30 protein-coding genes are annotated in these 26,595 nt (G+C 58.4%); 17 read left to right on the top strand and 13 right to left on the bottom strand.

The genetic code is table 11. The features are described from left to right. Positions 1-10 precede the first annotated feature (10 nt). From OSH09_RS14520 to OSH09_RS14510, 3 genes are all read right to left on the bottom strand, one after another. Positions 11-577 carry a helix-turn-helix domain-containing protein gene (locus OSH09_RS14520; RefSeq protein WP_266121378.1) on the bottom strand — a complete coding sequence of 189 codons (567 nt, stop codon included), beginning with the start codon at positions 575-577 and terminating at the stop codon, positions 11-13. Between the two features lie 287 nt (positions 578-864). Next, positions 865-1,158: a DUF1330 domain-containing protein gene (locus tag OSH09_RS14515; RefSeq protein WP_207873026.1), complete on the bottom strand. Its 294-nt coding sequence runs from the start codon at positions 1,156-1,158 to the stop codon at positions 865-867. Between the two features lie 17 nt (positions 1,159-1,175). Next, entirely contained in the window at positions 1,176-2,018 is an 843-nt protein-coding gene (locus OSH09_RS14510; RefSeq protein ID WP_207873027.1) for a branched-chain amino acid aminotransferase, read from the bottom strand. A 108-nt stretch (positions 2,019-2,126) separates the two neighbouring features. Here OSH09_RS14510 and OSH09_RS14505 point away from each other — a divergent pair, with 108 nt between their 5' ends. Then, positions 2,127-3,047, top strand: a complete 921-nt coding sequence (locus OSH09_RS14505) for a LysR family transcriptional regulator (protein WP_266121377.1) — start codon at positions 2,127-2,129, stop codon at positions 3,045-3,047. A gap of 14 nt (positions 3,048-3,061) precedes the next feature. On the opposite strand, the gene OSH09_RS14500 is transcribed toward OSH09_RS14505, so the two are convergent. Next, positions 3,062-4,165, bottom strand: a complete 1,104-nt coding sequence (locus OSH09_RS14500) for a DUF418 domain-containing protein (RefSeq protein ID WP_266121376.1) — start codon at positions 4,163-4,165, stop codon at positions 3,062-3,064. Positions 4,166-4,243: 78 nt separating this feature from the next. Here OSH09_RS14500 and OSH09_RS14495 point away from each other — a divergent pair, with 78 nt between their 5' ends. The 7 genes from OSH09_RS14495 to OSH09_RS14465 all read left to right on the top strand — a co-directional run bounded on the left by OSH09_RS14495 (position 4,244) and on the right by OSH09_RS14465 (position 9,187). Next, the gene (locus tag OSH09_RS14495) at positions 4,244-4,813 is read left to right on the top strand and encodes a TetR/AcrR family transcriptional regulator (RefSeq protein WP_266121375.1); all 570 of its coding nucleotides are present in this window, start codon (positions 4,244-4,246) and stop codon (positions 4,811-4,813) included. A 33-nt stretch (positions 4,814-4,846) separates the two neighbouring features. Next, positions 4,847-6,625, top strand: coding sequence for an ABC transporter ATP-binding protein (locus tag OSH09_RS14490; protein ID WP_266121374.1), 1,779 nt, complete (start codon positions 4,847-4,849; stop codon positions 6,623-6,625). Between the two features lie 49 nt (positions 6,626-6,674). Continuing rightward, a complete protein-coding gene (locus tag OSH09_RS14485; RefSeq protein ID WP_243430196.1) occupies positions 6,675-7,289 on the top strand; it encodes a GrpB family protein in 615 nt (204 codons plus the stop codon). 66 nt (positions 7,290-7,355) lie between these two features. Further along, positions 7,356-7,793, top strand: coding sequence for an acetyltransferase (locus OSH09_RS14480; protein ID WP_266121373.1), 438 nt, complete (start codon positions 7,356-7,358; stop codon positions 7,791-7,793). 80 nt (positions 7,794-7,873) lie between these two features. Then, positions 7,874-8,644, top strand: a complete 771-nt coding sequence (locus OSH09_RS14475; RefSeq protein WP_266121372.1) for an APH(3')-II family aminoglycoside O-phosphotransferase — start codon at positions 7,874-7,876, stop codon at positions 8,642-8,644. A gap of 125 nt (positions 8,645-8,769) precedes the next feature. Then, positions 8,770-8,985, top strand: a complete 216-nt coding sequence (locus tag OSH09_RS14470) for a hypothetical protein (protein ID WP_266121371.1) — start codon at positions 8,770-8,772, stop codon at positions 8,983-8,985. Next, positions 8,948-9,187, top strand: coding sequence for a GNAT family N-acetyltransferase (locus OSH09_RS14465; protein WP_266121370.1), 240 nt, complete (start codon positions 8,948-8,950; stop codon positions 9,185-9,187). The genes OSH09_RS14470 and OSH09_RS14465 overlap by 38 nt, the downstream gene beginning before the upstream one ends. Positions 9,188-9,331: 144 nt before the next feature. Here the strand turns inward: OSH09_RS14465 and OSH09_RS14460 are convergent, their stop codons facing one another. The 9 genes from OSH09_RS14460 to OSH09_RS14420 all read right to left on the bottom strand — a co-directional run bounded on the left by OSH09_RS14460 (position 9,332) and on the right by OSH09_RS14420 (position 18,341). Then, the gene (locus tag OSH09_RS14460; RefSeq protein ID WP_266121369.1) at positions 9,332-10,102 is read right to left on the bottom strand and encodes a fumarylacetoacetate hydrolase family protein; all 771 of its coding nucleotides are present in this window, start codon (positions 10,100-10,102) and stop codon (positions 9,332-9,334) included. Positions 10,103-10,108: 6 nt separating this feature from the next. Then, on the bottom strand, positions 10,109-10,774 hold the full coding sequence (locus OSH09_RS14455; RefSeq protein ID WP_009462753.1) for an aspartate/glutamate racemase family protein: 666 nt from the start codon (positions 10,772-10,774) through the stop codon (positions 10,109-10,111). Positions 10,775-10,781: 7 nt separating this feature from the next. Next, positions 10,782-11,420, bottom strand: a complete 639-nt coding sequence (locus OSH09_RS14450) for a flavin reductase family protein (protein ID WP_266121368.1) — start codon at positions 11,418-11,420, stop codon at positions 10,782-10,784. A 1-nt stretch (position 11,421) separates the two neighbouring features. Continuing rightward, positions 11,422-12,684, bottom strand: a complete 1,263-nt coding sequence (locus OSH09_RS14445; RefSeq protein ID WP_266121367.1) for a Zn-dependent hydrolase — start codon at positions 12,682-12,684, stop codon at positions 11,422-11,424. Further along, the gene (locus OSH09_RS14440) at positions 12,681-14,048 is read right to left on the bottom strand and encodes a dihydroorotase (protein ID WP_108728256.1); all 1,368 of its coding nucleotides are present in this window, start codon (positions 14,046-14,048) and stop codon (positions 12,681-12,683) included. Before OSH09_RS14440 ends, OSH09_RS14445 begins: the two co-directional genes overlap by 4 nt. 122 nt (positions 14,049-14,170) lie before the next feature. Beyond that, on the bottom strand, positions 14,171-15,679 hold the full coding sequence (locus OSH09_RS14435) for an amidohydrolase family protein (protein WP_266121366.1): 1,509 nt from the start codon (positions 15,677-15,679) through the stop codon (positions 14,171-14,173). A gap of 2 nt (positions 15,680-15,681) precedes the next feature. Further along, positions 15,682-16,500 carry an ABC transporter permease gene (locus OSH09_RS14430; protein WP_266121365.1) on the bottom strand — a complete coding sequence of 273 codons (819 nt, stop codon included), beginning with the start codon at positions 16,498-16,500 and terminating at the stop codon, positions 15,682-15,684. After that, complete coding sequence (locus tag OSH09_RS14425) at positions 16,500-17,261, bottom strand: ABC transporter ATP-binding protein (RefSeq protein WP_266121364.1); 762 nt, start codon at positions 17,259-17,261, stop codon at positions 16,500-16,502. Before OSH09_RS14425 ends, OSH09_RS14430 begins: the two co-directional genes overlap by 1 nt. Before the next feature lie 66 nt (positions 17,262-17,327). Beyond that, on the bottom strand, positions 17,328-18,341 hold the full coding sequence (locus OSH09_RS14420; protein ID WP_207873042.1) for an ABC transporter substrate-binding protein: 1,014 nt from the start codon (positions 18,339-18,341) through the stop codon (positions 17,328-17,330). Positions 18,342-18,491: 150 nt separating this feature from the next. Between OSH09_RS14420 and OSH09_RS14415 the strand changes: the two genes are divergently transcribed. The 9 genes from OSH09_RS14415 (at position 18,492) to OSH09_RS14375 (ending at position 26,576) form a co-directional block, all read left to right on the top strand. Next, on the top strand, positions 18,492-19,400 hold the full coding sequence (locus OSH09_RS14415) for a LysR substrate-binding domain-containing protein (RefSeq protein ID WP_207873044.1): 909 nt from the start codon (positions 18,492-18,494) through the stop codon (positions 19,398-19,400). A 252-nt stretch (positions 19,401-19,652) separates the two neighbouring features. Continuing rightward, positions 19,653-20,627 (top strand): substrate-binding periplasmic protein, encoded by a 975-nt coding sequence (locus OSH09_RS14410; RefSeq protein ID WP_266121363.1) that lies wholly within the window; start codon positions 19,653-19,655, stop codon positions 20,625-20,627. Between the two features lie 87 nt (positions 20,628-20,714). Then, the gene (locus tag OSH09_RS14405) at positions 20,715-21,446 is read left to right on the top strand and encodes an amino acid ABC transporter ATP-binding protein (protein ID WP_323178769.1); all 732 of its coding nucleotides are present in this window, start codon (positions 20,715-20,717) and stop codon (positions 21,444-21,446) included. Positions 21,447-21,454: 8 nt separating this feature from the next. After that, the gene (locus OSH09_RS14400) at positions 21,455-22,126 is read left to right on the top strand and encodes an amino acid ABC transporter permease (RefSeq protein ID WP_207873046.1); all 672 of its coding nucleotides are present in this window, start codon (positions 21,455-21,457) and stop codon (positions 22,124-22,126) included. A gap of 12 nt (positions 22,127-22,138) precedes the next feature. Further along, on the top strand, positions 22,139-22,807 hold the full coding sequence (locus OSH09_RS14395) for an amino acid ABC transporter permease (RefSeq protein WP_207873047.1): 669 nt from the start codon (positions 22,139-22,141) through the stop codon (positions 22,805-22,807). Positions 22,808-22,821: 14 nt separating this feature from the next. Then, positions 22,822-23,727, top strand: coding sequence for a dihydrodipicolinate synthase family protein (locus tag OSH09_RS14390; protein ID WP_207873048.1), 906 nt, complete (start codon positions 22,822-22,824; stop codon positions 23,725-23,727). A 67-nt stretch (positions 23,728-23,794) separates the two neighbouring features. Then, positions 23,795-23,959, top strand: coding sequence for a hypothetical protein (locus OSH09_RS14385; protein ID WP_266121362.1), 165 nt, complete (start codon positions 23,795-23,797; stop codon positions 23,957-23,959). A gap of 443 nt (positions 23,960-24,402) precedes the next feature. Continuing rightward, entirely contained in the window at positions 24,403-24,960 is a 558-nt protein-coding gene (locus OSH09_RS14380; protein WP_266121361.1) for a methylated-DNA--[protein]-cysteine S-methyltransferase, read from the top strand. A gap of 125 nt (positions 24,961-25,085) precedes the next feature. Beyond that, positions 25,086-26,576: an aldehyde dehydrogenase family protein gene (locus tag OSH09_RS14375; protein ID WP_266121360.1), complete on the top strand. Its 1,491-nt coding sequence runs from the start codon at positions 25,086-25,088 to the stop codon at positions 26,574-26,576. The last annotated feature ends 19 nt before the right edge of the window (positions 26,577-26,595 follow it).

Genomic DNA, 26,595 nt, shown 5'->3' with positions numbered 1-26,595 from the left:
GTGGCAGGTTTCAGGTCTTGGGAGTGGAATTGCTCATCAGGACCGAGGCTTCCCGGCGTACCGCGAAGTAGGCATGCGGTACGCTGGCATCAAACAGCATGCTGTCGCCGGGACCCAGAATGACGGGTTCGTACAGGGCAGAGTGCAGTTCGACCTGTCCTTTCAGAACATAGATGAATTCTTCGCCAGGATGGGCCAGAAAGGAGGCCGGTGTGCCCGGAGCCTTCTCGGTGATGGTGACTTGCCAGAACAGGTTGTCCGGCTGGCTCATATCTCCGCACAGTACGCGGTAGCTGCGGCCAGAGCGCTCGAAGGCTCGGCCTTCATTGGCACGAGTAATGGCGCGTCGGCCCGTCAGTGTGGCGGTTTGCTCGCTGCCGTTCAGCGCGCCCAGTAAAGCAACGGCAGGAATTGCCAGGGCTTCGGAAACAGCGAACAGCTCGGGGTGGCGCAGTGTGGCCTTGTCGTTCTCGATCTTGGACAGCTTGGCCAGAGACACGCCTGTCGCCTTCTCCAGGTCTCGTAAAGAGAGGCCGGCGCGTTTGCGAGCAGCGTGTATGACTTTTCCAAGCGACATGGGGAGCGTTTCCGGGCTATAGGATGTTAGCGAGGTGGCAAGAAGCGCCCATTATACAAATCGCGGGCAGTCGCAACAGAGGTATCCGGCGGCTTGAAATTCCTGAAAAACCAGGCCTGGAGCAGGGCGGTACGGAAAGGGGCGAGGGCTTTGTCGCAACCCTGCAGGGGGTTGTGACGGTAGCGCCTTGATGTCGCGGCGTATTTGTTGATGTTTATAGCTTAAAGAGCCCTGTCTGGCATCGCGAACCGGTGGGTTTGCAAGGCCAGACAGCGGGTCAGCAGGGCTTAGCCTTCAAAACCCGGCACGATGATGAACTCCGCCTCCGAGGCAGGTTCACGGATAGCCTTGGCAGCCTGGTACTGGGCCGATTCATAAAAGGCCTGGGCCTGGGGCACATCAGGAAACTCCACCACGACGGTGCGGCGTGTGTCGGCCGGGCCTTCCAGGGTGATGGGTGCCTGGCTGCGGGCCAGAAAACGGCCACCGTGCGCCTTGATGATGGCGGGGCTCAGCGCCGTGTAGTTGGCGTAGGTATCCGGGTCATGGACGTGTACGCGGGCGATCAGGTAAGCGGGCATGGCGATATATCCGTGAATCAGTTGCGTTCGGTGTAAGCCATGTACAGCTCGTGGGCACGGGTTTCAATCGGGCCACGTGCGTAGTGGCGATCGTCAATGCGATTGCAGTGCAGGACTTTGCCGTAGTTGCCGGTGCTAAAGACTTCATCCGCATCCAGCACGTCTTGCGGTGTCAGGCTGGCTTCACGTACTTCAATGCCGTCGTCACGCAGCAGTTGCATGACGCGTCGGCGGGTAATGCCGTTCAGGAAGGTGCCGTTCAGCTCGGGCGTCAGCACCACGCCGTCACGCACAATCCACAGATTGGCCACGGCAAATTCGGCGATCTTGCCTTTGGAATCCAGCACGATGGCGTTATCAAAGCCGCGTGCGCTGGCCTCGCGCATAATGCGCTGAGTGTTGGGATACAGGCAGGACGCTTTGGCATCGGTAGGTGCCATGGAGGGGTCCGGGCGCAGAAATTCGCTGAAAGTAGCGCTAAATCCGCTGTCGTCCGGCATGGGGGATTCAAAAATATGAATGGCCAACTGGCTGGTCGATGGATCGGGCTGGATGAAACCACCGGGTGCGAAATACAGCAGCTTGATGTAGTAGTCCGTGGTGTGGGACAGCTTTTTCAGGCCCTCGCGCACCAGGTCTACGGTTTGCTCGGGCGTCATCACCGGCTCCATGCCCAGGGTGACGGCCGAACGGTTCAAACGCTCACAGTGCAGGTCCAGATCCGGGGTGTGGCCTTGAATGGAACGAGCGCCGTCAAAGACTGTGGTGGCCATCCAGAAAGCATGGTCGGTAGCGCCAATCAGGGGCGCGCTGGTGCTGCTCCATTGGCCATTGGACCAGGTTATTTCATTGGTACTCATCGGGCTTCCCTCCTAGTTTTGTTGCGGCGTAGTGGCAATTCGGTATGTCGTTGTACTATTTCCAACACACATAATAGAGAGCAAAAAACGACTTGAGGTGGTGTCAGCGTGCTATCTGATATTTACAAAACATATAACTGGACGCTGGCCGAGCTGCACGCTTTCTGTCTGATCTGTGAGTGCCAGAACCTGAGCCAGGCGGCGCTACGTATCGGGATCAGCCAGTCTGCCATTTCCCTGATGGTGCAGCGTTGGCGGCAGGCTTTGGGCGACCCTTTGTTTGTGCGGGCACGCTATGGCGTCGCGCCCACGCAAATTGCCATTGCCCTGCGGGAAAAGCTGCAACCCTTGCTGGAAGAGGTAGGTATTGCGCTGACCCAGACCCAGGGCTTCAATCCTGCTCAGTCTACGCGCGTTTTTAAAGTCCATATGACGGACATTGGCCAGTTGGTCTTTTTGCCCGGTCTGAACAACTTTGTGGCCAAACATGCGCCGGGTATTCGTCTGGTGGTCAAGAACCTGGGCTGGGAAGCGCTGGAAAGCGGCTTGAGTTCGGGTGAGATTGATGTGGCGATTGGGTCTTTGCCCATGATTAAAGGCCGGGTGCATTCGCGTGCATTTCGGCACGAGCGCTATGTGACGGCCATGCGCAAAGGACATCCACTGGCTAAAACCGAGCTGGACCTGGCCGCCTTTGTGGCGGCAGATCATTTGGCGATTGATGCCACCAGCAGTGGGCATTCTCTGGTGGAAAATGCCCTGCGTGCTCTGGATATGCGCCGCAATATCAGCCTGACCATTCCGCATTACTTGGCGGCCGAACAGATTCTGGTCAACAGCAATTATTTGCTGACCGTGCCCAATGTGGCTGTGCTGTCTTTTCAAGCCCCTGCTGCGCTGCGGATTGTGCCTACGCCGCTGGCTTTGCCCAGTTTTGATGTGCGTGTTCATTGGCACGAGCGCAGTCGACAGGATGAAGGTGTGCGTTGGCTGCGCACGGCGATTTCCGATTTGTTTGAGCAACGCTAGGCTCCGTTTCTCGCTCAGGCGCGTTTGGGGCCGTAGGTAATGCGTCTGAGCACGGCTTCCAGCGGGCCACGGCCCCATTGTTGGGCGATCAGGCCTGTCAGGCTCATGGCAAATAGGGCCAGTGCGATGGCGATCAGCAACAGCGCCGCATTGCCAAAGGAATCAAACAAGTCCAAACCATAACTGCTGAAGATCAGCCCTGCCAAAATGCCCTGGCTGACGTAGGCGCTAAGCGAATTGCGGCCTGCTTCAATCAGCACATTGGGCAGGCTGAACCATTGTCCGCAACGCAGCAACAGGTACAGATAGACAGTCGACAGCAAGGGTGCGCCGATTGCGATGCTGAAAAGACCCACCAAGCCCATCAGATTCTCGTCGTTGGACACGCTGGCGCTAAAGAGGTTGATGGCCAGAGCCAGCGGCAAGAGCCAGGGCAGGGCGCGTCCCAGTTTTTGCTGTCCAGCGCTATTAGCGTCAAAAAATTTGCTTTTGGCAGCCGCCAGGCCCATCAGCATGGCCCCAAAGGCTAGCGGGCCTTGATACAAGAATAGAAAGGCAAAAGACTCAGGCCATTCGTCCAGGCGGGCCAGGGTGGCTTCGGAAAAGGCGCCACCCAGAGCGTAAGTAGGGGCAGCTTCTTCGGCGCCGGACAAGAGGAAAACGATCAGGGCTATGCTGAGTATTTCCACCACCACCATCAACAAGGCTACCTTAAGCAACCCGCGAGGCGAGAGGTTTCGTAGTGGCCAGATCAACAGGCCCAGGACCGCGTAGAGCAGCAGAATGTCACCGGTAAAAACCAGTGTCGCGTGAAGGCAACCCAGCAAGGCCAGGCCGGTCAGACGTCGAAAATAGCGGCTGCTTAAAGCCACTCCGGCACGCTGGGCAGAGCGAGCCTGGATTTCAATGCCCCAGCCAAAAATCAGCGAGAACAAGAGAAAGAATTTGCCCTGAAACAGGAATTCGATCAGGAACGCGGCCGCATGGTCATACGCGGGTGAGGTCGCCGTCGGGTCACTGTCTGTCAGTGCCAGATAGGGGATGTTCACCACACAGATACCGATCAGGGCGGCGGTGCGAATCAGGTCGATGGAGGAGTTGCGAGTAGCTGAAGACATGGATGTTTATTGATTGAGCGCTTGTTCAATGCCATAATATTGAGCGCTTGCTCAATGTGTCAATAGAAAGGGAAAGGGATGAGTGAAAAAGAAGACAGTGCGACACGAATTCGACAGGCTGCCGTCGAGATCCTGCTGGAAGTGGGGGTGCGTGCTGCCACCACGCGCATGGTGACGGAACGGGCTGGTGTAGGCCGTGGGCTGTTGAACCATTACTTTCGCTGGTCCGAATTACGGGCCGAGGCCTGGGGCGAGATTTTTGATCGTCTGATCGAGCAGGATGCCGAGCAGGCTCTGGGGCCAGAGGCCCTGATGGAAAACTATTTACGCACGGCTTTTGACCAGAGCAATCGCATTTACTGGTTCCTGTGGCTGGATGCCACCGACCTGGCTAAAACCGATGCGGCCTTGGCCGTGGTGATTACACGGGTGCAAAGCCGAATGCTGGAACAAATGGCAGGCTATCTGCGCCAAGGTGCCGAACAAGGACTGTGGCAAGCGTCCGACCCGGACGGCATTGCGTTGCGGTTGTCTGCGCTGTACGACGGTCTGGCCAATATGTTGCTGACGGACTCGACGGATTTGAGTGCGGAGCAAGCCGAGCAACATTTACGGCATTTATTTTTTCTGGAAACCCGGCTGACCTAAGCTGAACGCGTCGGCCCACTTCTTAGTTGTTTGATGATGGAAATCGATACCGATTACAAAACGCTGTCTTCCCGCCATACCTCCGTAGGCCGGATTTTGAGACTGTTCAAACCTTGGCGCCTGCGCTTGCTGCTGGTGGGTTTGTTGATTGCCTTTGGTGCGATGACCGGGGTGGTGTCGCCCTTTTTGCTGCGCGATATTATCGACATCGCCTTGCCGCAGCAGGACTTTGGCTTGCTGGTGTGGCTGGTGCTGGGCCTGCTGGGAATCAGCGTTCTGGCCGCGTGCATCAGTGTGCTGCAAACCGTTCTGTCCACCAAGATCGGGCAGGCCATCATGCACGATTTGCGGGTCGGTTTGTATAGCCACTTGCAGAGCCTGTCGCTGGGTTTTTTCATTCGTACCCGTACGGGGGAAATCCAGTCCCGTATCGCGAATGATATTGGTGGTTTGCAGGCGGTAGTCAGCAACACAGCCACGGACCTGGCGCGCAATTTCAGCGTGGTGGCAACGACGGCTATTGCCATGCTGTTGCTGGACTGGCGACTGGCCCTGTTTTCTTTTGCGGTGTTGCCTCCTTCGGTCTGGTTAAGCAATAAGGTCGGAGAACTGCGCGAGCGTCTGACGCACGATCAGCAAGCCGGTCATGCGGATATGGCGGCGACCGTGCAGGAAACCTTGTCGGCCCCGGGCATTATTTTGTCGCGCACCCTGGCGCAAGGCGGTTTTCTGACGCGACGCTTTGCCCAGGTTTCGTCCGAAGTGGCACGCCTGGAAGTGCGCGCGCATACGGCTGGGGAATGGCAATGGTCCCTGATCTATCTGCTGCTGGGTGCCTTGCCAGCCCTGACCCTGTTGCTGGGTGGCTGGTTGATCGGGCAAGGTGTTCCGGTGACCATCGGTACCCTGGTGGCCTTGATCGCTTTGCAGGAACAGTTGATGTGGCCACTGGAAGATTTGCTGCAAAGCGGGGTGCAACTGCGTACAACGCGTGCCTTGTTCACTCGAATTTTCGAGTACATGGATACGCGTCCTGAATTGACGGAACCTGCGCAGCCCAGCCCCTTTCCATCGACGGGGCCGCGTGGTCACGTGCGGCTGGAAGGCGTTAGCTACCGCTATCAGTCCGAGACAGCGACGCTGTCCGACATCACTATGGATATTCCTGCGGGCAGTCATGTCGCCATTGTGGGACCGACGGGAGCGGGTAAAACGACCTTGGGTTATTTGCTGGCGCGTTTGGCCGACCCCAATCAGGGCAGTATTACGATTGATGGTATTGATCTGCGCCAGATGAGTTTCGAGCAGTTGGCCAGTGTTCTGGGCGTGGTGAATCAGGAGCCCTTTTTGCTGAATGCCAGCATTGCGGAGAATCTGCGTTTTGCACGGCCTGAGGCTAGTGATGAGGAACTGTTGGCGGCGGCTAAAACCGCGCAGATTCACGACTTCATCATGTCCTTGCCGCAGGGCTATGCCACTACCGTGGGCGAGCGAGGGTATCGTTTTTCAGGGGGCGAAAAGCAACGTCTGGCCCTGGCCCGGACGATCTTGCGCAACCCGCCCGTCCTGTTGCTGGACGAGGCCACCAGTGCCCTGGATAACACGACGGAAAATGCCATGTCAGCCGCGCTGGCCAAGATGGCGGAAACCCGTACCGTTATTTCGATTGCGCACCGCCTGTCCTCCGTGCGCCATGCTGACCGCGTGTTTGTGCTCAAGTCAGGCAGGCTGGTTGAGCAGGGCAGTCACCAGGAGCTGGTCGCACTGGATGGCGTATACGCCCAGCTCCTGAAGTCCGGTCAGTCCACGTGACCGAAGTGCCGGAAATAGTGAACACAAAGCAGTATCAAGGAGACCTTTTGTGACCAGCGAGTACATGGCCGTGTCTGCATCGGCATTAAGCAAAATCACCACCTTTGAGGATGGTGATCCCGCCGAGAACCCTTGGGTGGCCGGCCAGCCTAAAGCAGAGCTGATCGAGGTTCAGGCCTACGATGCGAACTGGCCTGTGTTGTATCAGCGCTTGAGCCAGGAAATCCTGGAGGCACTGGGCAATAAGGCCTTGACCATTGCACATGTGGGTTCGACCGCCGTGATTGGCCTGCCCGCCAAACCAGTCATTGATATTGATGTGCTGGTGGCCGACCCGCAGCAGGAAGACGACTATGTGCCTGCCTTGGAGGCCTTGGGCTATGAGTTGAGCATACGCGAGCGCTCCTGGTATCAGCACCGTATGCTGCGTCAGGAAGACCCACGAGTGAACTTGCATGTGTTTGGTCCGGATTGCCCCGAGCATATTCGCCATATCCTGTTTCGGGATTGGCTCAGTACGCATCCTGAGGATTTGCAGCGTTATGCCCAGGCCAAAATGCAGGCCAAAGAGGGAGCTGATAGCGTACGGGACTACAACCAGCGAAAGCAGGCAGTGGTTCGAGATATTTACCGGAAGATTTTCGAGTCCCAAGGTCTGCTGTAACTCCAGGCTGCTTTGTCGGGAGTGACCCTCCTGCTAAAAAAACCTGTGAAACCCTAAAAGGGAAAGATGATGAATATTCGCCATTCGCGCCCGGAGGACGGGCAACGTGCTGTTGAAATCTGGCGCAAGGCCGTTGATGCCACGCACGATTTTTTATCCGCTCAGGATCGTCAGGGAATTGATGAACTGGTATGTGGCTTTTTGCCTCAGGCCAGCTTGTGGCTGGCGGTGGACGAAGCGGACTACCCGCTGGCTTTCATGCTGATTGATGAAGGCCATATGCAGGCCTTGTTTGTGGACCCGGACAGCCGGGGAACGGGTGTGGGCAAGGCTTTGGTGCTGCACGGCTTGAGCCTGCATCCCACCATGACCACCGATGTGAATGAACAGAATGGGCAAGCCGTGGGCTTTTACGAAAAAATGGGCTTCAAGCGTATTGGACGCTCGCCTGTGGATGATCAGGGCAAGCCTTATCCGCTGATTCATCTGCAGTATCAGGCCTGATGTGCATCGCATGGTCTGAGGCTTTCGGTTTGATTCTTTCCCCCGTCTTTTAGCGACTGTTTTTAGCAAGGTTTTTGAGTATGAGTTTCCCTGCTGCCTGGCAAACCCGGCTGGCTGCCGCCAAGGTGCAACGTCAAACCATAGGGGAATCCGGGGCTGACGTCTGGCGTCTGGACTGGCCGGATGGTTCCTGCCAGTTTGTGAAGGCAGAGGATGATCTGCCCTTGGCCGAGCTACCCGATGAAATCGAGCGCTTGCGCTGGATGCACACGCAAGGTCTGCCTTGTCCCGACGTGCTGGACACACTGGTCGCAGATGGCCGCCATTGGCTTCTGATGAGCGCTGTTCCAGGGCGCGATCTGGCCTGTACAGAAGGCTTGTCTCCCCAGCATACGGTGGAGTTGTTGGCTTCGTCCTTGCAAAGTCTGCACCGCTTGCCTCTTGAATCTTGCCCCTTCGATCACCGCCTGGAGCACCGTCTGGCCGATGCCAGTGCACGAGCGAAAGCGGGCCTGATTGATGAAGAAGACTTTGACGATGAACGCCAGGGCATGCCGGTTCAAAGCCTGCTGGAGGAGCTGTATGCCAGCCGTCCCACGCAGGAAGATCTGGTGGTCACCCATGGTGATGCTTGTTTGCCCAACTTCATGGTGCATCAAGGGCTGCTCAGTGGCTTTATCGACTGCGGACGCCTGGGCGTGGCGGATCGTTTTCAGGATCTGGCGCTGACGGCGCGCAGCATAGAACGGAATTTGGGCAAGGAATGGCTGGCGCCTTTCTTTGCTCTGTACGGCGTGGAAATGGATGCCGAGCGCATCGCTTTCTTCTGCCTTCTGGATGAGTTTTTTTAAACCCGACGGGTCTGTGTAGACGGGCAAGTGCGTCAACCCCATCCGCTTGCTTCTCCTCGCATCAAAGATCGGCCAGCTCACTATCGTGAATTGGCTGATGGGCTACGTATTTTTGAGTGAGTTCAATGATGGTTACTTCCACTTCTTCCGAACAAAGCGTGTTTTCTCCCAAGGTCAGCCACTATTGGGAAACCCGCTTTGCACGCGGCATTCCCTACAGCAGCAGTGCAGAGCTGGTGCTGCGTGTTGACGACAGCCTGGATGAGGGCGAAGCAGGCATGGTCTTGCAGCGTCCCGGCCAGCATGTATGCCTGGGACGAGGACGAGTTTGGTCTGGCTGATCTTGGTGTGCTGACGCGTGCCGACAAGCGTGGCCGGGGGTACGCCCGTTCTACGGTTCAGGCCATGTGCCATTGCGCTTTGCAGCAAGGCTGGGAGCCGCAATACCGCTTTCAAGGGGATAACCTGGCCTCGGCCAGCGTCGCCCGTGGTGCAGGTCTGGAACTGTACGGCTATTGGGATGTGATTCTGCCGCCCGCATAAAGGGCCGCCAAGTTATTGAGCCTGGGCGCTGGCGGGATGTGCCGCGCCCACGTGTTATCTCAGTAATACTCTGACGATACTCAGGTAGCTCCCACGCAGTTCCCAAGCAAAGCCAGCGTCCAAAACGGCGCTGGCTTTGTGCTTTTATGCGCAGACAAACTCCAGCTCACCGATCCCTTGAATCGCGGCCTGAATCCGGTCGCCGGGAGCGGCATACAGCATAGGCAGGCAAGTGCCGGTAATGATGACATGACCCTTTTGCAGCCCGCCAAGATGATGGCTACCCTGATTGGCCAGCCAGATCAGCAGCCGTGTCAGTTCACCGGCTGGATTCTGGTTCGGGCCTTGCAGCAAGGCTTGCTGTCCCACCTGCAGGCGCGCCCATTCAGGTTGTAGCCGTGTCATGTCCTGCGCGGCGATACCCTGCGCCTGATGGACCAGCGCGCCGTGGCTGGCCAGATCGGCCAAGGTGGATAGACGGCCCACGGTGTCACGCTGGGCAAAACGGGATTCGACAATCTCGACTGCCACACAAACCTGGCTGACCGCCTGCCAGATTTGCTGCATGGAATAGGGGGCCTGGGCGGGCGGCAAGTCCTGGCCCAGAATCAGGCCGATTTCCACTTCTATGCCGCGCAAGGACAGATCTTCACCGGCGGGTGTATCCGGGCTGGCGTAACGAAAGCGCTGGGGCAGGGGGGCGCAGGTAGGCGGGGCCACGCTATTGGCCGCGCCGACTTTCCAGCCACCTACGGGGCCCAAGGTTTCCATTTGTGCAGCCTGGACGCGATAGGCCTGATCAAAAGACACAGGGCGCAGCGCCTCGGGCCAGTCCTCGATGGGGCGATTCTCTTGGCGAGCCTGAAGCAGCCGCTGTGCGGTTGCCAGGCAGCCGGGTTGCAAAGGGGCGTTCATCAAGGCTTACCAGCCTAACAAGCAGCGGCCCAAAGCAACCGCAACGGTGGCCTGCGTGGGCTCCACGACGGCAATGCCCAAAGCCTGCTCCAGTGCCTCGCGCTGATTGGCCATACCAGCACAACCCAGCACCACCACGTCGGCACCGTGCTCATCACGCAAGCGCTGCCCGACTTCTGTCAGACGTTGCAGGGCTTTTTTCTCGTCAGCCAGTTCCGACACGCCCATATTGATGGCCAGATCTGCCGCCAGACGATCCGTCACACCCATTGCGCCAAAGTAGCGCAGGTGACGCGGAATGGAAGCCTGCAAAATGGACAGCACGCCAAAGCGCTGGCCCAGCGACAGGGCGGTCAGCACGCCGGTTTCAGCAATGCCCAATACAGGTACATCCACCGCTTCGCGCAGGGTGTACAGGCCGGGGTCGCTGAAGCAGGCCACTACATAAGCAGCGGCGTCTTCTTTAACGCTCAGGGCCTGGGCGCGCAGATGGGGAATCAGGGTGTCGATATCGGTTTGGCTTTGTACACCCGCCGGGCCTTGGGGCAGGCGCAGGCAGGAGATGGCCGGGCCATCGGCCAGACGCAAGGGCTGGACAGCACGGTCCAGGCCATCCGTTACGATCTGGCTGGAATTGGGGTTCAGAACGTAGATATGAGGGCGACGGTTCATGATGTTTTTATGTTTGGGTGGGCGGTAGCCCATTTTGGTGGCTTAGTTTTTCTGACTGAAAGCGGCCCTGCAGGCCGACATACCAGTCAGAACCATGCATGCGTCCAATAGGGTCGTAAGCGTCTATATCAATGCGCCCTTCAGGCGTCAGGATGGCGTCGTCGCAGTGCAAATGCAGGATTTCGCCAATGACGATATGACGTAGCGGGCCCAGGTCCAGCGCAGTGTGCAAGCGGCATTCAAACTGCACCGGGCATTGGGCGATACGGGGCGGTTGCACTTGCAGGCTGGGGGCCAGATCCAGGCCCGCTTGCAGGTGCTCGGCCTGCCCGGTCGGGTAGGCAATGCCGCAGATATTCATGGCGCGTGCCATCTTGGCGCTGATCAGGTTCACCACAAACTGGCCGGTGGCCAGAATATTGCGGGTGGTGTCCTTCAGGCCATCGGCAGAGTGCGCATCGTTTTCCAGGCCCAGTGCCAGCACGGCAGGCTCTGAACCCATCACATTGAAGAAACTGAAAGGGGCCGTGTTCACGCGCCCCTGCTGGTCACAGGTCGTGACCAGGGCAATGGGGCGCGGCAACACAGTGTTGACCAACAAGCGGTAGCGTTCGCGTTCGCTGAGCTGATCACAGGACCAGTCCATGTCAGTTCTCCAGACTCTGGTCCAACATGACAACGGTCTGATACAGAACCCGCGTACCGTCCAGAAGCTGCTCGGAAGTAATGGATTCTTCGGGGCAATGGCTGCGACCATTCAGGCAAGGAATGAAGATCATGCCCATGGGGCCGCTGGGTGCCATGTAAACCGCATCGTGACCGGCTCCGCTAGGCATGACCATGCTCTGGTATCCCAAAGCGCTGGCAGCCTGCTCGATGATGTTCATCACATCCGGCGTGCAGTCCGTGGGCTTGGCCAGGCTGACTTGTGCCGCGTCCAGACCCAGGCCCATGGCCTCGATTTCCGGGCGCAACTGGACCAGCAGTTCCTCGGTGAAGTTCTGCATCAGTTCCTGACGGTCGCTGCGTACTTCCACCATCATTTCTACGCGTCCGGGAACGGCATTGGAGGCGTTGGGCGTCAGGTTCAGGTTGCCAATGGTGGCGACCAGATAGTCTGGCCCACCCAGCGCGCGGCGGGCCTTGCGGTCTACTTCACTGATGATCAGGCTGGCACCGACCAGGGCATCACGGCGGATGTCCATCGGTGTGGTGCCTGCATGGTCTGGACGACCTGTGATGATGATGCGGTGGCGGCAAATGCCCACGATATTGCTGACCACACCAATGGGCAGATTGCGCGATTCCAGCACCGGCCCTTGTTCGATATGCAGCTCGACAAAAGCGGCGGTATCGCCTGGGGCGCGACGGGCCTGGGCCAGTTCCTGGGGGCGGCCACCGATGCGGGCAATGCCTTGTGCCAGTGTTTCACCCTGTGGATTGCGTTCGACCAGCATGGCGTCGGACAGGACCCCGCCCATGGCGCGGCTGCCTACGCAGGACACGCCATAGTCGCTAGGCTCTTCAGACAGAAAATCCACCACTTCAAAGGGATGGTCTAGCTGGATGTTCTGCTCGTTCAGGCAACGGGCGACTTCCAGCCCGGCCAGCACGCCGATGATGCCGTCGTAGCGCCCGCCATACATCACGGTGTCGCAGTGCGAGCCGGTGGTAATCGGTGCCAGGCCGGGCTTGCGCCCTTCGCGGCGGCCGATCAGATTGCCTGCGGCATCCATGCGTACGCTCAGGCCCGCTTCCTCGAACTGTTTCAGCAGCCACTGACGCGATTGCAGAAACAGATCGGAGAAGGCGCGGCGTGTCCAGGGCTGGTCGGGCAGCGTGAACGCGGCCAGCTCCTGGGTGCTGCGCCACAGGCGCTCCTGATTCAACAAGGGCATGGCCAGACTCATGACAGTTCGCCTGCCTTGTGCGGACGGATGAACTGACCGTCGCCCGCCGCGTTACGCACGGTTTTGCCGTCCCAGGCCAGTTGGCCGCGCACATAGGTGGCTTCCACACGCACCTGGAATTCACGGTCCTCGAAGGAGCTCCAGGTCACGGCGGACAGGCTGTTGGACGGGTCAAAGCGGTAAGTTTCGGGTTTGACGATCACGATGTCGGCGTCTGCGCCCACATTCAGCGAACCCTTGCGGTGTTCTAGCAGGAAGTGTTGGGCAGGGCCCCAGCACAATTGCTTGACGACCATGGTGGGGGAAATGCCGTGCTCGGCGCAGCCTGTCCAGAAGGCGGGCAGCAAGGTTTCCAGACCAGGACCACCGGAGGAGTTCTGGAACACATTGTCAAACTGCTTGCGCTCCAGGCCCCAGCTCACGTGGTCGGAAGACACGAAGGTACATTCGTCGTTGGCGATGTGGGTCCAGAGCAGATCCATTTCCGCCTTGGGGCGAATGGGTGGGTAGTGCTTGGTCTTGGCACCGAAGCGGCGGGTGTGCTCTTCGTGGTTCAGCATCAGGTACTGCACGCAGGTTTCAATCGAGGCCTTGTGGCCTGCCTGACGGTACATATTGCAGATTTCAAAACCGCGCGACAGGGACACGTGCACGGCGTGGGCACGGGCGCCGGTCTGGGCACCGATTTCATAAATGGCGCTGGTGGCCAGGTTTTCGATCAGTGGTGTGTGGGCGCGCAAGAATGCATCCCAGCCCGTATCACCAGCTTCGACCATGCGTTTGATGTTCTTGCGTGTCAGTTCCTGGTCCTGGTTGTGCACACCGCAGGCCAGGCCGGAGGGGGCGATCAGGCGGAAGGCTTCCATCAGGATGTCTTCTTCCACGCGCGGGAAGCGGTTGGGGCTGGCTTCAAAGGTAGAGAACTTGAAACCGCAAACGCCGCCTTCAATCAGGCCCGCTGCCGCTTCCAGACCATGCTGGTCGTTCAATGTGCCGTAGCAGGCCACGTCCACGTGACAGTCGCTTTCAATGCGGGCAATCTTGTCTTCCAGTTGGGGGCGGGAGGCAACGGGTTCGGGATCGTCGTAAGGCATTTCCACCATGGTGGTCACGCCACCGGCGGCGGCCGCACGCGAAGCCCAGCCCAGACCTTCCTGATTGGCCTGGCTGCCGGAGTGCACCTGACCGTCCAGCACGCCGGGCATTACCCACATGCCACGCGCATCTACGTGCTCGCGGGCCGAGGGCGCGGCACCAACGCCACGGGCGGCCACACGGCCTTCCCGCACGGCCAGCCAGCCGTCAGTGATGATGCGGTCGCGCTCAACAATATTTCCTCGTACTACCAGATCGAAGTCGCTCATTATCTTCCTCCTTGGATGGCTCGGGCCTGCGCATGTTGCGTGCCCGTAATCGTGTTCGTTTCTATGATTGAAGCAAATCTAATCATGAATGTCGTATGCCTATTTATTGGTAAAACATAACGTCATGTTAAGTCTTGCTTGGAGTGCGCCCAGCGCTGCACGTGATAGCGGTCATGGCCCAGGCACAGGCAGAAAGAACCTACGGCTTTGGCCAGTTTTTCCGTGATGTGGCGCTTGTCGTAGGTATTGCGTGTGATGCGTTCCTGGGCCTGCTCCACTTGCTGTCGCAGGCGGGGCATATTCACTTGTGTTAACTGTCGGTCGCGCACGGCAAACTGGCCGTCGACCATTACATGGCGCAGGGCCAGGCCGTCTTCCAGATGCACCAGTTGGTTGATCGTGTTGTTATGTGGAATCCAGTTGATATGGGCCAGATCCAGAAACACGATATCGGCCTTGCGACCCGGCTCCAGACGGCCTAACTGTTCGCCCATGCCCAGACAGCGGGCGCTGCCTTCAGTGGCTGCGTAAAGCGCTTGTTCGGTTGTTACCCAACGCTCGGTATCAGGGCCACGCACCTTGGACGAGAAGGAGGCCAGACGCATGGCTTCGTACATGTTCTGGTTGTCGCCGCTGTTCGAGCCGTCCGTGCCCAGACCCACGGTAATACCGCGTTCCAGCATGGAGTTCACATCGGCAATCCCATTACCTAAACGCATATTGCTGCCGGGGTTGTGGGCCACCATGGCTCCGCGCACGGCCAGAATGTCCAGATCGCGCTCGTCCAGCCAGATGGCGTGCGCCAGGGTGAAGCGGGGCGAGATCAGGCCCAGCTTGTCCAAGTGCTGAACAATGGTGGTGCCATAACGCTTCATGCCGGTCAGGGCTTGCACATAGGATTCACCGACGTGGCTGTGCAGGCCGATATTGCGCTCTGCACTGATTTCACCGCAGGTTTGCAGGAACTCGTCCGAGCACAGCATGGGAATGGTCGGAGCCAGGGCCACGCGAATGCGGTCGGGGTTGCGCTGCTGGTCCAGAAAGTCCGTCAGGCCAGATAGCGTGGCCCGAAACGACTGGGGTGCCAGTTGAGCCACAAACTTCTGCAATTCTTCCGGCAGGGCTTCGATCAGGCCGGGTACGGATTGGTAAAAGGACAGGTCCGCCATCATCGGGGCGACCGTGGCCCGCATACCGGCATCCACGTAGGCCTGTGCGACGGCATTCATGCCTTCCGCCGTGGGCACGGGGACCTCAGAGTACAGGTCGTAGCTGGCGGTACAGCCTTTCAGCAGCATTTCTGCGGCATTGAGCTGCGTGCTCAGGTACTTGTCTTCCAGATGGCGGTCGCCATTGATCCAGGGACCCGCCGTCAGTAACAGCTCCAGAGACCAGCGATCTCCCATGGCCTTGGCATAGGTGCCGTGGCCGTGGGTATGCGCATTGATCAGGCCGGGATGCAGCAGTTGGTCATCCGCTTGCACGACTGTGGCATCAGCAGGTGCGGGCAGGCCGGGCGGGCCCATGGCTTCGATCTCGCCATTCTTGATCAGAATGTCCAAAGGCTCGGCTTTGGCGTGAGCGTGGGCCAGCACCAGGCCCCCACGGATGACGGTATAAGGTGATGTCATGATCAGCTCCGATTGTCCTTGATCGCCCAAGGGAACAGGATGCGTTCAGCGGCAGAAATCACCTGGAAGAACACAATGCCCAGCACCGACAAGATCGCCATGGCGCCAAAGGCAACCGGTGTCTTGAAGAAAGCGGTGGAGGTGGTGATCAGATAGCCCAGACCTTGGTCGGCCGCCACAAACTCACCCACCACAGCGCCCACGACGGACAAGGTGATGGCCACTTTCAGGCCCGAGAAAATAAAGGGCACGGCAAAGGGCAGGCGGATACGGAAGAACTCTTGCAAACGGGTGGCGCGGCAGGCACGGACCAGCTCGATCAGTTCGGGCGGGGCGGCCAGAAGGCCAGCGGTCATGGAGATGACCAGCGGGAAAAACGCGACCAGAAAGGTGACGACGACGCGTGGCAGCTCGGTGGGGCCAAAGATGATGACAAGAATCGGAGCCAGGGCCACTTTAGGGATGGACTGAGTCAGAATCAGCAGCGGGTAGATAGCCTGCTCGAAAAAGCGCGAGTAGGTAATCAGCACGGCCAGCGGGAAGCTGATCACAATGGACAACAAAAAGCCCAGCATGATGGTGCGCGTGGACACCAGCGTGTGCATCAGCATGGCCTCTTTCATTTGCATGGAATCGGCCCAGATGCGCGAGGGGGCGGGCACCAGGTATTCAGGAATATCAAACAGGCGGCTGGCCAGTTCCCACAGAATGACCACGGCAATCAGGGTGATGGCCGGGACGGTAATTTCATTGAAATCGCGCAGGCGCAGTCGTCGCTTGCGCACGGGCGCGGCGACCAGGGTTTGAGTTTGCTCGCTCATCAAGCCACCTCGTGTTGGAAAATAAGTTCACGGACGGCAGCGGCACAGCGAGTGAATTCCGGCGTGCCCACCAGGGAAAAGTCTCGTTCTCGGGGCAGGTTCACGTCCAGGATTTCGGTAATCTGGCCGGGGCGCGGCGACATCACCACAATGCGGTGGCCCAGCATGACGGCCTCTGAAATCGAGTGCGTCACAAACACAATGGTTTTGGGGTCTTCGTACCAAAGGCGCAGCAGCTCCAGCGTCATGGTTTCGCGGGTCAGCGCGTCCAGAGCACCGAAGGGTTCATCCATCAGCACCACTTTGGGGTTGTGGACCAGGGCGCGGCAAATGGCCACGCGTTGTTGCATGCCGCCCGACAATTGCTTGGGGTGGTGATGCAGAAAACTCCCCAGGCCAGCGGTGGTCAGCAGACGCGTGGCGCGGCTGCGGGCCTGATCGTCCAGACGACCCATGATGCTCGAAGGCAGGAGGGTGTTGTCCAGAATATTGGCCCAGGGCACCAGGGTCGGGGCCTGGAACACAATGCCGGTGTCCTGGCGGGGGTGGGCGACAACTTCATCATCAATGCTGACCGTGCCGGTCGTAGGCATCAGCAAGCCTGCGATCAGGCGCAGCAGGGTGGATTTCCCACAGCCCGACGCGCCGACGATGGCAATGATTTCGTTGTCCTGGATGTCCAGATTGATTTGTTTCAGCGCCTGAGTCTCTCGCTCGGTATTACGACCGTAGATCAGGTTGACGTCTTGAATGCGTATCACAATGCGCTCCTAGGCGCGCGCTGACCCGCCTGGGCCAGCCAGTGCGCGCGCGAAAATCAGCTCAGCTCAGGGCTTGGCCGTGCCGTTGGCCTTGACGATGAACTGGGTGTCGTAGGCTTGGTGATAGTCCCAGGATGGGTCCAGGCTCTGCGCTTCTGCAACCGCCTCGTAAGTGGTTTTCATGCGGCCTTCTTCCAGGCTGCCCACTCCGTGCTCGGCGCTGAAATCGGTGTAGATGTAGCCCAGCACGGCGTTCAGATTGCCCATGCAGTCATCCAGATCGATTTCAGGATTGGCTTTGACATGGGCTTGGCAGGCGGTATCCGGGTCCTTGCGGGCGGCATCCCAGGCTTCGATGGTGGCGTTCAGGAAGTTCTGCACCATCTGTGGGCGTTCAGCCAGGGTCTTTTCAGTGGCAAAAACGGACAGGGCGTAGATGTTGAAACCCTGGTCGCTAAAGGGCAGCACCACGATTTCCTTGCCAAAACGCTTGGCCTGTTTGTTCTGGTAGTAGTAGTTGGTAGCCAGGAAAGGAGCAGCGTCCACTTTGCCGTTGATCAGCAGTGGTGCCATGGAGGAACCGTCCACGGTCACCCACTGAATCTTGTCGGGATCGGTGTTGGCTTTGCGCGCCACCATGGGGAAGTAAAGTTTGTGGCTGTTGCCGGGCGAGACGGCAATTTTCTTGCCTTCCAGGCCGGAGAAGTCGGTAATGCCCGAGTCTTTGCGCACAAACAGGGAATGGGCCGAGTGCGAGAAGGTGGAAGCAATGGCCTTGATGGGCGTCTGGCTGTTCTGGCGCGAGGTCAGAATGGCGGAAATATCGGCCAGGCCAATATCGGCTGCGCCACCGGCTACTTTCAGAACCGTATCGCCTGAACCAGTACCGCGGGTGATCTTCAGGTCTATGCCGTTTTTCTCGTAAATTCCGTTGGCAATGCCCGAGTAATACGGGGCATAGTCGCCGGTGGGGATGAAGTCCAGCATCAGATGAACTTTGTCAGCGGCATGGGCGGTGGGCGCAGCGGCGGCCAGTCCCAAGCCCAGCACCGCAAGGGTGCGTGCAAGCAGGGTTTGCATGATTTTGTCTCCGTGTCGTAGTTATGAAGCCGCTCTGTAAGCCCGTTGCGATCAAGGCGCGCCGGGATGGCAGCTTGAAAAAATTGAAACATAGGCAAATCAAAATGTCTTATGCTTATTTGTGCTCGAAACATAAGGCTACGTTAAGGGATGCTGCTCAATCTTCGTCAAATCGAGGTTTTCCGCGCGATCATGCTGACCGGTTCCATCAGCAAGGCGGCGCAATTGCTGAACGTGTCGCAACCGGCCATCAGCCGCCTTCTGTCCTATACCGAATCGCGTATTGGTCTGGTGCTGTTCGAGCGCATCAAGGGGCGTCTGTACCCCACGCCGGAGGCGCGTCGGCTCTATCAGGAAGTGGAGCAAGTCCATAACAGTGTGCAGCGGGTAAACGAGGTGGCCACCGACCTGATCGAGAAGCGCCACGGCAGCTTGCACATTGCCGTCAGCCCCAGCCTGGGGCAAACCTTGATCCCCATGGCCGTCACGCGTTTTCGCAAAGCATTTCCGGATGTGAAGGTCTATGTGCGTACCCTGATTTCCAGTGATCTGGTTCAGGCTTTGGTCACCCAACAGGCCGAAGTGGGCGTGGCCATTGTGCCGCTGACGCATCCCAGCCTGCATGCCCAATCCATCTACGAAAACCATCTGGTGGCGGTGTTGCCAGCCAGTCATCCCCTGGCTGACAAGCAGGAGCTGGATGCCAGCGATCTGGAAGGGCTGGACCTGATTGGTTATGGCAATGACACCCCTTATGGGCAGATGGTGCAGCAGTTATTTGGTAACCGTCCGGGTGTGCCGCAACTGGCAGTGGAAGTGCGTTTGACGCACATTGCTTGTGCCATGGTGCAGGCCGGAGCAGGCATTGCGATTGTGGATGAGCTGGCGGTAGCTGGCCGGGTCTGGCCCGATGTGGTGGTACGCCCGATTAATCCCCGCACCACCATGCCTTTGCACATGCTGCATTCCAATGTGGTGCCGGTTTCGCAGTTGGCCCATGACTTCATGGAAGTGGTGATCTCCACGGCGTCCCGAGGTATGCGGGCAGGCTGGGCCTGAGTTGATCACCCATCAGTAAACCGTTCCTCGCGTTGCGTCTTGCCTGGCTGCCTCTCCAAGGGGGGACTTACCCTTAGAGGAGCCTGGGCGGGAAAACACGCTGCGTCCGTGAAGTCCGCCGTGTACAGGGAACACGAGTATTCGCTTAACGCTGTGTTATGAAGAGTTAATAAAAAAGCATATGACATCAAGGTTTTGCCACCCCTAGAATTAAAAGCACTACAAACTAGAAAATGATGGCAAGGAGACCTTATGCAAGGCGTAAACACTATCGCCGCGTTGGCTGCGGCTGTTTCTCGCAAACACAGCGTTGCCCGTCTGGGACGTGCCCGTTTGGGACGTGCCCGTCTGGGACATACCCGTTTGGGGCATAAAGCTGGCTTGATGCTGGCTGCCGTGGCCGCTGGCCTGGCCTTGAGCCTGCCAGCACATGCTGACAATCCCAATCAGGGCAAGAAGTTCAAAGTAGCTGCTGACGTGGGCCTGGTGCCGTTTTTCATGCGTGGCACCGATGGCAAGATGGATGGTTTTTCCAACGACCTGACTCAGGAAGTGGCCCAGCGCATGGGCTATGACGGTGCCGAGGTCATCGACACCCCGTTTTCTGCTATTTTTGCGGGCCTGTTTTCCAGCCGCTACGACATGGTGGCCGCGCCCACCAACACGACGCTGGAACGCGCTCAGCAAATGTTGTTTGCCGAGCCGTATATGGCAGGCGGCCTGAGCTTTCTGGCTAAAAAAGGCGCTACCGTCAATTCGCTGGAAGACCTGAAAGGCAAGACCATTGCCGTCAACAACGGCAGTTTCTCGGACCGCTGGTTGCAAGATAACCAGGAAAAATACGGCTACAAGATCCAGCGTTTCAACAAGAACACGGATGCCGTGCAGGCGGTGGCCATTGGCCGTGCCTTTGCCAATATGTCTGAAACTCCCTTGGCGCGTTATATCGCCACCCAAACCCCCGCACTGGCTCCGGTCTATGACATGACCACCGAGGCCAACTACGCCTTTGCCTTCCGCAAGGACGACACGGCCTTGCGCAACCGCGTGGATGAAGTGCTGGAATGCATGAAGCAGGACGGCTCCCTGTCCAAGCTGCATGTGAAGTGGTTTGGTACGGAACCCAATGCTGGTACAGCCATGACGGTGATTTTCCCCGGCTACGGCGTGCCTGATTTCCCTGGCTACGAGCCCACCGAGCACACTCCCGACTGCTCCCGTCCGTAAAAGCGCCATCGCGCTGTTTCTCTAGCTATATGGCCCTGCAGGGGCCGGTCCCCGCCTGCCCGACTGGCAGGCGGACAAGGAGCGACCATGAGTGAAATTGTCCGCATCCAGGGCTTGCGCAAGTCGTTTGGGCAAGCCGAAATTCTTAAAGGCATAGACCTGAGCGTCAACACTGGCGAAGTTGTGGTGATGATTGGCGGTTCGGGATCAGGCAAAAGTACCTGCCTGCGCTGCATCAACCGCCTGGAAACCCCCACCAGCGGCACGATTGTGGTGGCAGGCAGTGATGTGACCTGTCCGCGCACCGACCTGAATCAGGTACGTCAAAACATCGGCATGGTGTTTCAAGGCATACACCTGTACCCGCACATGACGGCGCTGGGCAATGTGATGCTGGCGCTGCGCAAGGTAAAGAAAGTGCCCAAGGCGCAGGCCGAAGAACTGGCTCGCCATCATCTGGAACAAGTGGGCCTGGCCCAGCGTATCGAGCACTATCCCAGCCAGTTATCCGGTGGTCAGCAGCAGCGTGTGGGCATTGCCCGCGCTTTGGCGCTGGAACCCAAAGTCATGCTGTTTGATGAGCCGACCTCGGGCCTGGACCCGGAGCTGGTGGGTGAAGTGCTGAATGTGATGAAACGCACCCGCGATGCGGGCATGACCATGGTGATTGTCACGCATGAAATGCAGTTTGCCCGCGAAGTAGGGGACCGCATTGTGTTCATGGACCAGGGCGTGATTCTGGATCAAGGCAGTCCCGAGGAAATTCTGAGCAAGCCGCGTCACAAGCGTATTCAGGATTTTCTGAGCCGCATGCACTGAGGCCGGCCATGGATCAGATTCTCTATTACTTCTTTAACTGGACGCTGATCAGCCCCCATCTGCCCGAGATCATGCAGGGCTTTTGGGTCACGCTGCAAATGGCCGTGATGACCGTGGTTCTGGGGACCGTCCTGGGCCTGGCGCTGGCTGTGTTGCGCTGCTATGGCTGGCGTCCCGTGAATATTCTGATGACGCTGTATGTGGACGTATTCCGTGCGATTCCGCAGTTGGTCATTATTGTGCTGGTCTTTTTCGCCTTGCCCTCGGTGGGCATTGTGATCGAACCGGTCCCGGCTACTGTGCTGGCCTTAAGTCTTGTGCTGTCCGCTTTTGCCGAAGAGATTTTCTGGTCGGGTATTGCTTCAGTGCCTACGGGGCAGTGGGAAGCAGGCCGCTCGACCGGCATGGGATTCAGCCAGACGCTGTTTGCCATCATTCTGCCGCAAGCCGTGCGACTGGCGATTCCACCGCTAACCAATCGCGCCATCGGCATTACCAAAGGCACCACGCTGGGCTCAGTCATTGCTGTGCCCGAGCTGCTTAATGTGTCCAGCAACATCCAGTCCAACATCGCCAACCCTACGGCTTTTACGGCGGGGGCCATTTTGTTCTGCCTGATTTTCTTCCCCTTCGTTTACCTGACACGGGTCCTCGAACGGCGCTATGCGATCAAGTCGTAGGAGAGATGCACTATGGAACTGATCGATACCTTTTTGAACCCCAAAATCATTGCCGCTAGCTGGCCGCTGCTGTTACAGGGCTTGTGGCTGACGGTGAAGCTCTCTGTAATCATCGTGCCGCTGGCGGCCTTACTGGGTCTGGTGATTGCCTGCTTGCACTATCAAAAGCATCGCTGGCTGAACCGCCTGATTCTGCTGTACGTGGATTTCTTTCGCGCTTTCCCGCCTTTGGTGCTGCTGATCTTCATTTATTACGGTTTGCCCTTTCTGGGCGTGCCCCTGAATGAGTTTTCGGCCACGGTGCTGGCCTTGGTCCTGAACAGCAGTGGCTACTTTGCGGAGATTTTCCGCGCTGGGCTGGAGTCGGTGTCGCCCGGCCAGAACGAGGCGGCCCGCTCTACGGGTTTGAGTGCCCGTCAGGCCATGACCTACGTGGTCGTGCCCCAGGGCGTACGCAATGTGATTCCGGATCTGGCCAGCAACACGTTGGAGGCCATCAAGCAGACCTCGATTGCGTCCGCTGTGGCCTTGCCCGAGTTGCTGCGTTCGGCCCAGATCGTGCAGGGCGAAACCTATAGCCAGACACCACTGGTCGCTGCTGCGCTGATTTACTTCCTTCTTCTGTGGCCCTTGGTACGTGCGATCTCGCGTATGCAAAAGCCGTTTGTTATTCCTCGTTGAGCCTAAGCGTAATTATGAAAAATAAAGGTGTCTTTTCCATTTGCCCCACCCCCTTCAAACCGGGTGGTGAGCTGGATTTGCAAAGCCTGGTCAGCCTGGTGAATTTCCAGCTTGAAGCCGGTATTCACGGACTGGCAATCTTGGGGGTGATGGGCGAGCTGCATAAGCTCAGCACCTTCGAGCGTCGTCGTGTCATTGAAACTGTGGTGGCAGCGGTGCGGGGCGCGGTGCCAGTCTGGGTGGGCGTGCGTGCTTTGGGCACAGCCGCCGCAGTGGAACAGGCTCGTAGTGCCGAGGATCTGGGCGCCGATGCGATTTTTGTCGCTCCTTTGGCCGGAGCAGACGACGAGATGCAGGTGTCCTATTACCGCCAGATCGTGCAGGCTATCCGCCTCCCTGTGGTCATTCACGACTTCCCGGAATTGTTTGCGGCTCGCATCAGTCCAGCCTTGGCTGTGCGTCTGAAAGCGGAGGCGGGCGTGTCTATCCTGAACTCCGAAGATCCCCCGGTAGGTCAAAAAATTACCGCTGTGCGGGGCTTGTCGGGCGATGCCTTCCCTATCTTGAGTGGCCTGGGCGGCATGCATTTTCTGGAGGAGCTGCAACGGGGGGCAGATGGTGTGGTTACCGGCTTTTCCTTCCCGGAAATTCTGTTGAAAGTGTATGAGCTGCATCGCCAGGGCGATCAAGAAGAAGCCGCCCGTGTCTTTGACCGTTATTGCTCGCTGATTCGCTACGAATTCCAGCCCTTGGTGGCGCTGGCGTTGCGCAAATATTCCTATATGCGCCGTGGCATCATCGCCTGCGACGCCACCCGCGACCCGGCTACCGCGCTGGATCACATCAGCCGTGACGAGTTCGAGGCCGTGGTGCGCCGTGTGGGTCTGGACTTGTCCGCCAAGGGTGTGCAAACCGTTTAAACCTTGCTGTTCTTGAGTAATTGCTGCATTTGTTGGATTTGCCGGATAAACACCGAGAGGATTCTCGATGTTTATCCATTTTTTTTGCTTGCGCTTCTTCTTCTTCTTCTTCTTCTTCTTCTTCTTCTTCTTCTTCTTCTTCTTCTTTGGCCCTTGTAGAGCGGAGCTGTGTCCGAAGCAGGAGGCTGGCGAGATAAGGAAACAAGAAGCGCAAAAGTGGCTGCATGTTTAGATAGTGCCTCGTGAAAACGCCGGTCTAGGCCGGGGGCCGTCCTCCGGGCTTGGCTCCTTGCCGGTGCTGCGCACCGGTACCCTGGTCAGGCTTGCTATTCGGGCGCGTCCTGAACTCGCGAAAGTACCTTGTTCCCCGGACAAGGCACAAGCATTTCGCTCAAACAACAGGACGCTTGAACCCCGAATAGCAAGCCCGCCTGCGGCAAGAAGCCTGAATCGCCCAGAGGACGGCCCCCCGGCCCAGACCGGCTCACAATGACTATAAATATGAGTCCTTCCTCCTTCTGGGGCCAGGCGGTATGTGGCTCTTTCGGCTGAAAAGCTCTTGACCAGGAGTTGGCCTCTAGCCTGCCTGGGTGTTGCCTGGGTGTTGCCAGGTTTTTTGAAGTGGCTAGAGTCGCGCAGTATGATCAAACATTCTGCCCTCGGATTTGGACTGCCATGTTTGCCTATGTTGGGCTGCGTACTGCCTGCTTTGATACGCCTTTAGGGGCGATGCGTCTGTTAGTGGATGCCCAAGGCGCTTTGCTGCGTCTGGATTTTGAAGAGGAGACCGTGCACGGCCTGACGCCTGAGCAACTGGCCGGGCTGATCCCCGAGCCTGCTTTGGCTGAACCTGTGCAGGCCCAGCTAGACGCGTACTTTGCCGGCAAGCTGCAACAGTTTGATTTGCCTTTCAGTTTGCAAGGCACCGAGTTCCAGCAACAGGTCTGGCAGGCCTTGCAGACTATCCCTTATGGCCAAACCTGGACTTACGGGCAGATGGCTGAACATCTGGGCCGCCCTAAAGCGGTCCGTGCCGTGGGCCAGGCTTGCGGCCTGAACCCCATCAGCATCATCGTGCCTTGTCACCGCGTGCAAGGTGCCAATGGCATGCTCACCGGCTTTAGCTCTGGCCTGCATCGCAAAGCCAGCCTGCTGGACTTTGAACGCCGTGTGCATTTGACCGGTGTTGGCGATTTTCAGCTCAGCATGCCTGCCCAGATGGACTTGTTCTAGCGCAGGCCTGGGCTCACTCCGTACCCAAATCAACAAGCCCTCGTGCACAGAATCACAAGTCCGGGCTTGTCCTCGTCCCTATACTGGATTCGTTAAGAATCAACTATTCCGTGTGGAGACAGACTATGGGGCAGGACGTACAACCCGAGCGCAACGCGATTCGCGAACACATGATTATTGACGGCAAGCCCGTCAGTGATTCTCAAGGACCCACGATTCCCGTCTACGATCCAGCAACTGGACAAGTTATTGCGCACCAGCCCGAGGCTGGTGAACAAGGCGTAGACCGTGCTGTTCGTGCCGCCCGCCAGGCCTTGGAGCAAGGCGAATGGGGCAAGATGCTGCCCGCCCAGCGCGAGCGCCTGCTGTTGCGCTTGGCCGATCTGGTCGAAGCCAATGCCGACGAGCTGGCTCGTCTGGAAACTCTGAACAACGGCAAACTGCTGTTCTTCTCCTACGGTCTGGAAGTGGCCGCCAGCGCACAATGGCTGCGTTACATGGCCGGTTGGGCCACCAAGATCAGCGGTGAATTGCTGTCGCCCTCCATCGCCTTCCCTCCCGGTATCAATTACCACGCCTACACCCGCCAAGAGCCTGTGGGTGTGGTTGGCGCCATCGTGCCCTGGAACTTCCCGCTGCTGATGGCCGTGTGGAAAATCGCGCCTGCCATGGCCGCCGGTTGCACCGTGGTTCTGAAGCCTGCTGAAGAGACCCCGCTGACCGCCATCCGTCTGGCCGAACTGGCTCTGGAAGCCGGTTTCCCCGCCGGTGTGATCAACGTGATCACGGGCCGTGGCGAAAGCACGGGCGCTGCCCTGACAGCACACCCTGGCGTGAACAAGATCTCCTTCACCGGCTCCACGGAAGTGGGCAAGTTGATCGGCCATCAAGCCATCAACGATATGAAGCGCATGTCTTTGGAGCTGGGCGGCAAGTCCCCTGTGGTCATCATGGACGATTGCGATGTGGACATGGCCATTCAAGGTGCGGCCAACGCCATCTTCTTTAACCAGGGTCAGGTGTGTACCGCCGGTTCGCGTCTGTTCGTACAAAAAGGTATTTACGAGCGCGTGGTGCAGGGTGTGGCCGATCTGGCTTCCTCCATGACACTGGGCTCGGGTTTTGAGCAATCTACCCAGATTGCTCCGCTGATCTCGGCACGCCATCAGCAGCGCGTGCAGAACTACATTGATGTGGGTCGCCAGCAAGGTGGCCGCATGTTGGCAGGCGAGGGCGCACGCCCCGAGCAGGGCTACTTTGTACGCCCCACCGTGTTTGCCGACGTGGCTCCCGATGCCCGCATCATGCGTGAAGAAATCTTTGGCCCCGTTGTGGTTGCGACTCCGTTTGAAACCGAGGCGCAGGCATTGGCATTGGCCAACGATACAGACTTTGGCCTGGGTGCCAGCGTCTGGAGTCAGGACCTGGCCCGCGTGCAACGTCTGACCGCCGGTATCAAGGCGGGCACGGTGTGGGTTAACACCCACAACATGCTGGACCCCAGCATGCCCTTCGGTGGCTACAAGCAGTCTGGCCTGGGTCGGGAACACGGGCGCGCTGCGGTAGAGGCTTACCTGGAGACCAAATCGGTCTGCATGGCCTACCCGGCAGCCTAGCTAGGGACAAGGGCGCGAA

Source organism: Alcaligenes parafaecalis, from assembly GCF_026344135.1.
In the GTDB taxonomy this organism is placed as follows: Bacteria; Pseudomonadota; Gammaproteobacteria; order Burkholderiales; family Burkholderiaceae_B; genus Alcaligenes; species Alcaligenes parafaecalis.
The sequence above is the reverse complement of the archived record's forward strand: the minus strand, read 5'-3'. Positions and strand labels throughout refer to the sequence as shown.

Coding starts and splice junctions, on each gene's coding strand:
- OSH09_RS14480 (WP_266121373.1), top strand. CDS start 7,356: ATGATGAATATTCGCCATTCGCGCCCGGAGGACGGGCAACGTGCTGTT.
- OSH09_RS14390 (WP_207873048.1), top strand. CDS start 22,822: ATGAAAAATAAAGGTGTCTTTTCCATTTGCCCCACCCCCTTCAAACCG.
- OSH09_RS14460 (WP_266121369.1), bottom strand. CDS start 10,102: ATGAACGCCCCTTTGCAACCCGGCTGCCTGGCAACCGCACAGCGGCTG.
- OSH09_RS14395 (WP_207873047.1), top strand. CDS start 22,139: ATGGAACTGATCGATACCTTTTTGAACCCCAAAATCATTGCCGCTAGC.
- OSH09_RS14475 (WP_266121372.1), top strand. CDS start 7,874: ATGAGTTTCCCTGCTGCCTGGCAAACCCGGCTGGCTGCCGCCAAGGTG.
- OSH09_RS14500 (WP_266121376.1), bottom strand. CDS start 4,165: ATGTCTTCAGCTACTCGCAACTCCTCCATCGACCTGATTCGCACCGCC.
- OSH09_RS14405 (WP_323178769.1), top strand. CDS start 20,715: ATGAGTGAAATTGTCCGCATCCAGGGCTTGCGCAAGTCGTTTGGGCAA.
- OSH09_RS14515 (WP_207873026.1), bottom strand. CDS start 1,158: ATGCCCGCTTACCTGATCGCCCGCGTACACGTCCATGACCCGGATACC.
- OSH09_RS14520 (WP_266121378.1), bottom strand. CDS start 577: ATGTCGCTTGGAAAAGTCATACACGCTGCTCGCAAACGCGCCGGCCTC.
- OSH09_RS14385 (WP_266121362.1), top strand. CDS start 23,795: ATGTTTATCCATTTTTTTTGCTTGCGCTTCTTCTTCTTCTTCTTCTTC.
- OSH09_RS14420 (WP_207873042.1), bottom strand. CDS start 18,341: ATGCAAACCCTGCTTGCACGCACCCTTGCGGTGCTGGGCTTGGGACTG.
- OSH09_RS14400 (WP_207873046.1), top strand. CDS start 21,455: ATGGATCAGATTCTCTATTACTTCTTTAACTGGACGCTGATCAGCCCC.
- OSH09_RS14465 (WP_266121370.1), top strand. CDS start 8,948: ATGTATGCCTGGGACGAGGACGAGTTTGGTCTGGCTGATCTTGGTGTG.
- OSH09_RS14430 (WP_266121365.1), bottom strand. CDS start 16,500: ATGAGCGAGCAAACTCAAACCCTGGTCGCCGCGCCCGTGCGCAAGCGA.
- OSH09_RS14440 (WP_108728256.1), bottom strand. CDS start 14,048: ATGAGCGACTTCGATCTGGTAGTACGAGGAAATATTGTTGAGCGCGAC.
- OSH09_RS14470 (WP_266121371.1), top strand. CDS start 8,770: ATGATGGTTACTTCCACTTCTTCCGAACAAAGCGTGTTTTCTCCCAAG.
- OSH09_RS14490 (WP_266121374.1), top strand. CDS start 4,847: ATGATGGAAATCGATACCGATTACAAAACGCTGTCTTCCCGCCATACC.
- OSH09_RS14415 (WP_207873044.1), top strand. CDS start 18,492: ATGCTGCTCAATCTTCGTCAAATCGAGGTTTTCCGCGCGATCATGCTG.
- OSH09_RS14435 (WP_266121366.1), bottom strand. CDS start 15,679: ATGACATCACCTTATACCGTCATCCGTGGGGGCCTGGTGCTGGCCCAC.
- OSH09_RS14510 (WP_207873027.1), bottom strand. CDS start 2,018: ATGAGTACCAATGAAATAACCTGGTCCAATGGCCAATGGAGCAGCACC.
- OSH09_RS14445 (WP_266121367.1), bottom strand. CDS start 12,684: ATGAGTCTGGCCATGCCCTTGTTGAATCAGGAGCGCCTGTGGCGCAGC.
- OSH09_RS14375 (WP_266121360.1), top strand. CDS start 25,086: ATGGGGCAGGACGTACAACCCGAGCGCAACGCGATTCGCGAACACATG.
- OSH09_RS14450 (WP_266121368.1), bottom strand. CDS start 11,420: ATGGACTGGTCCTGTGATCAGCTCAGCGAACGCGAACGCTACCGCTTG.
- OSH09_RS14455 (WP_009462753.1), bottom strand. CDS start 10,774: ATGAACCGTCGCCCTCATATCTACGTTCTGAACCCCAATTCCAGCCAG.
- OSH09_RS14495 (WP_266121375.1), top strand. CDS start 4,244: ATGAGTGAAAAAGAAGACAGTGCGACACGAATTCGACAGGCTGCCGTC.
- OSH09_RS14380 (WP_266121361.1), top strand. CDS start 24,403: ATGTTTGCCTATGTTGGGCTGCGTACTGCCTGCTTTGATACGCCTTTA.
- OSH09_RS14410 (WP_266121363.1), top strand. CDS start 19,653: ATGCAAGGCGTAAACACTATCGCCGCGTTGGCTGCGGCTGTTTCTCGC.